2 protein-coding genes are annotated in these 2,879 nt (G+C 38.3%); one reads left to right on the forward strand and one right to left on the reverse strand.

Annotated features, from left to right (window positions below; genetic code table 11):
* Positions 1-396: 396 nt before the first annotated feature.
* The gene (locus ACY10D_RS08450) at positions 397-1,389 is read right to left on the reverse strand and encodes a reverse transcriptase domain-containing protein (protein ID WP_487000308.1); all 993 of its coding nucleotides are present in this window, start codon (positions 1,387-1,389) and stop codon (positions 397-399) included.
* A gap of 1,208 nt (positions 1,390-2,597) precedes the next feature.
* On the opposite strand from ACY10D_RS08450, the gene ACY10D_RS08455 reads away from it, so the two are divergent.
* A complete protein-coding gene (locus ACY10D_RS08455; RefSeq protein WP_487000309.1) occupies positions 2,598-2,825 on the forward strand; it encodes a hypothetical protein in 228 nt (75 codons plus the stop codon).
* Positions 2,826-2,879 lie beyond the last annotated feature (54 nt).

Here is a 2,879-nt window from a genome sequence, read left to right on the forward strand (position 1 = left end):
ATTATGCCCCTCATAGAATCGTATTTGTAGATTTCCCACATATAGTTCTTCAACTTAACTCACTGAACACCTGTTAAAGTATAAAAATCATGTGTTATTCATGGACGCAGTAGTGGGTAACGTTTAATATATTTGCTGAACTTTTCCCAACTCAGCTTCCGCTTTTGGCTTATTCAATTTAACCATTTCTTTGCCAGCCTTTTGGCAATTGAGTAATAACTTGCGATTGCAGGAAAATTTCCACTAACACCATAGTATTCAAAATGCCCTCTTAGCTTGGATTTGAATGTTTTCCGCCACTGCCTCGTTGGAAGCAAGTTTCTAATAGCTTTAAACCAAGTATTCAAATCCTTACGATTCGCTCTAAATTTCTTAACACTTGTTTTCCGCCCCAGCTTAAACTGTCTTATCACAATAATGAGTAAAACCTAGTAAATCCAAAGTATTGGCTCTTCGACCTGTATTTGACGCATTGAGCCTCTCGTACCTGCCAAAGCTAATATTCCGACTCTTTTCTGGGTGAAGCTGTAGATCATACTTGTTAAACCTGTTTGAGAGTGCCCGCTCAATTCTGCGTGCATCCTCCTGATACTGCACCAAGCACACAAAATCATCCGCATACCTTACAAGTTTGCAGAATCCTTTGGTATGACTCTTCACCGTATCTTCAAACCATTTATCTAACACATAATGCAAAAATATATTCGCTAACATTGGGCTTAGGATACTTCCTTGGGGTGTACCCTTTTCCGTATCTATTAATACGCTATTATCAACGTAACCTGCTTTTAAAAAACGCTCTATTAGGTGTAGCAAACTAGAATCTTTTACTCGTATCTTTACAAAGCCCATTAGCTTGTCATGTGACACATTATCAAAGAATCCTTTAATATCTGCCTCAACTAGGTGGTTTATCGGTCGTGTCATAATTGCCTTATCGACATCATTAAGCGCCTGATGTGTATTCCTTTCCGGTCTAAAACCATACGAACATCCTAGAAAATCCTGCTCGTATATACGCTGCAGTATCAGCATAACTCCAGTCTCTACAATCTTATTCTCGATTGCTGAGATGCCCAAGGGGCGGCTTTCTCCGTTTCCCTTAGGAATGTATACCCTTCTTGCAGGTAGTGGTTTAAATGACTTATTCTTTAGGCGTATCACCAAGCTCTCAATCTTGTCAGGCAAATGCTTGCCATATTCTTGCCAACTTACTTTATCTATCCCTACCGCCTTGTTTCTATCAAGACCGTGGTAGCAATAGGTGAGAAACTCTGCATCAAGTAAATGAGCTAGGCTCGTAAACTCAAAGGCTCGATTTCCTCGCGCACATTCGGCTATAGAAGATAGCTTCAACAATGTTTTATTCAACTCTGCGTTTGGCATCATTCAAATTATCCTCTTTGTTAAACTGCTAACCCCTTCAAGTGGTCTTAAACCTCAATAGGCATTACCCTATTTACACCTCTACTATGAGCTAGTCCCACTACCTTGCTAAACTTATCTCTAGCTTTTTAGGCTCCAAAATAAGCATTCAGAAATAGCAAGGTTCTCCCAAGTTCCAAAACAATCAGTTCATCTACCCGCTACGGACTCAGACCCCGACACCTCCACGCATACTTGCCTTTACGTATAGCGCAGTACTGATTTCAGGCACATGAAAGCCTTGATCAGGTGTGACGATGATATATTACGGGGCTCAATACCTTCACTTTCGTTGTGGCTGATAGACCGCCCTTACTACAGCTTCATAATGTTCGTTGCCTTGCATTATGTGTAGTTCGGTTCCAGACTGGTGGCTAACCTTTATCTGGGCTGGATTGTCCAGCTTGATTGCCTTAGCTTTGCTTGGCGCACTCATGCAAATAACTCCCACTTTTGATATGATATACAGATTATTTAACACTTTGCTTTTGGACTATGAATTTACCATCTGATTTAATCTCAACGCAAGAGCTTGTCTGTATCGGATCAAAAGACAAGCAATATACACTCGAGCAAGTGAACATTGCGCTAAACTTTATGGTTCATCAGATCATGTTATTGGGCGTTCTGATAGTGAACCCTCTGTCTTTGACTGTTCTGATCATTTTATTTATCAAGATCGAATGATTGAGCGCTTGAATACGTCTTTATTTTGCTTAGACACCCACTATTATCACAACGGTTTACAAAGTGTTATTTTTAAACGCTCGCCTAAATACGAAGATAATATGCTTATTGACACAGAGTTTTTTGGGTTGGAAGGCATTATCACAGTCAGCAATTACTGAACTTGCTATTTTACTTTCAATGAAGTTAAAATCAGTAAAAAGCTGTGCCTTAAGTGAAGTTTCAATCATTTTAACGACTGAATTTGACGCATTAACACCTCGGAATTTTGAGATCTTGTACCTAAGTTCATTAGGATTTAAATCAAAGCAAATTGCCTATTTTTACCATTTAAGTCTTACAGTCTATTGGTAAGCACAAATGTTGCATAACCAATATACTGTCTTCTCCCAGTATTTTTCCCAGTGGATCATAAGTCGATGGCAACATACCATAAAGAAACAGCAAAATGAGTTTGCTTTAATCACAAAATAAGGAGCTTTTTTATGAGTTTTGCTACAGTTCATGGGGTACCTAGCAATTCGAGCGTGAGTATAGAAGAAAATATTGAGGATTTTTGTTACAAATTAAATATCGTTGCTGTTTGCTATAACGATTTGGGAGAACCCATTAAGACCACAGCAAATTTTGATCTAATTAATTTACCATTAAATGAATTTCACAGCTTAATTTCATTTGAAAGTTTATCGCGTTTAATGCGAATCAAGGGTTGAATAATAATCAAAAATAAAGTTTACGAGTTGCCAATCCATAATTTATTGTGTTAA

The sequence above is a fragment of the Cysteiniphilum sp. genome (assembly GCF_057495195.1).

Excerpts from the sequence above, each read along its gene's own strand:
- ACY10D_RS08455 (WP_487000309.1), top strand. The coding sequence starts at position 2,598 with ATGAGTTTTGCTACAGTTCATGGGGTACCTAGCAATTCGAGCGTGAGT.
- ACY10D_RS08450 (WP_487000308.1), bottom strand. The coding sequence starts at position 1,389 with ATGATGCCAAACGCAGAGTTGAATAAAACATTGTTGAAGCTATCTTCT.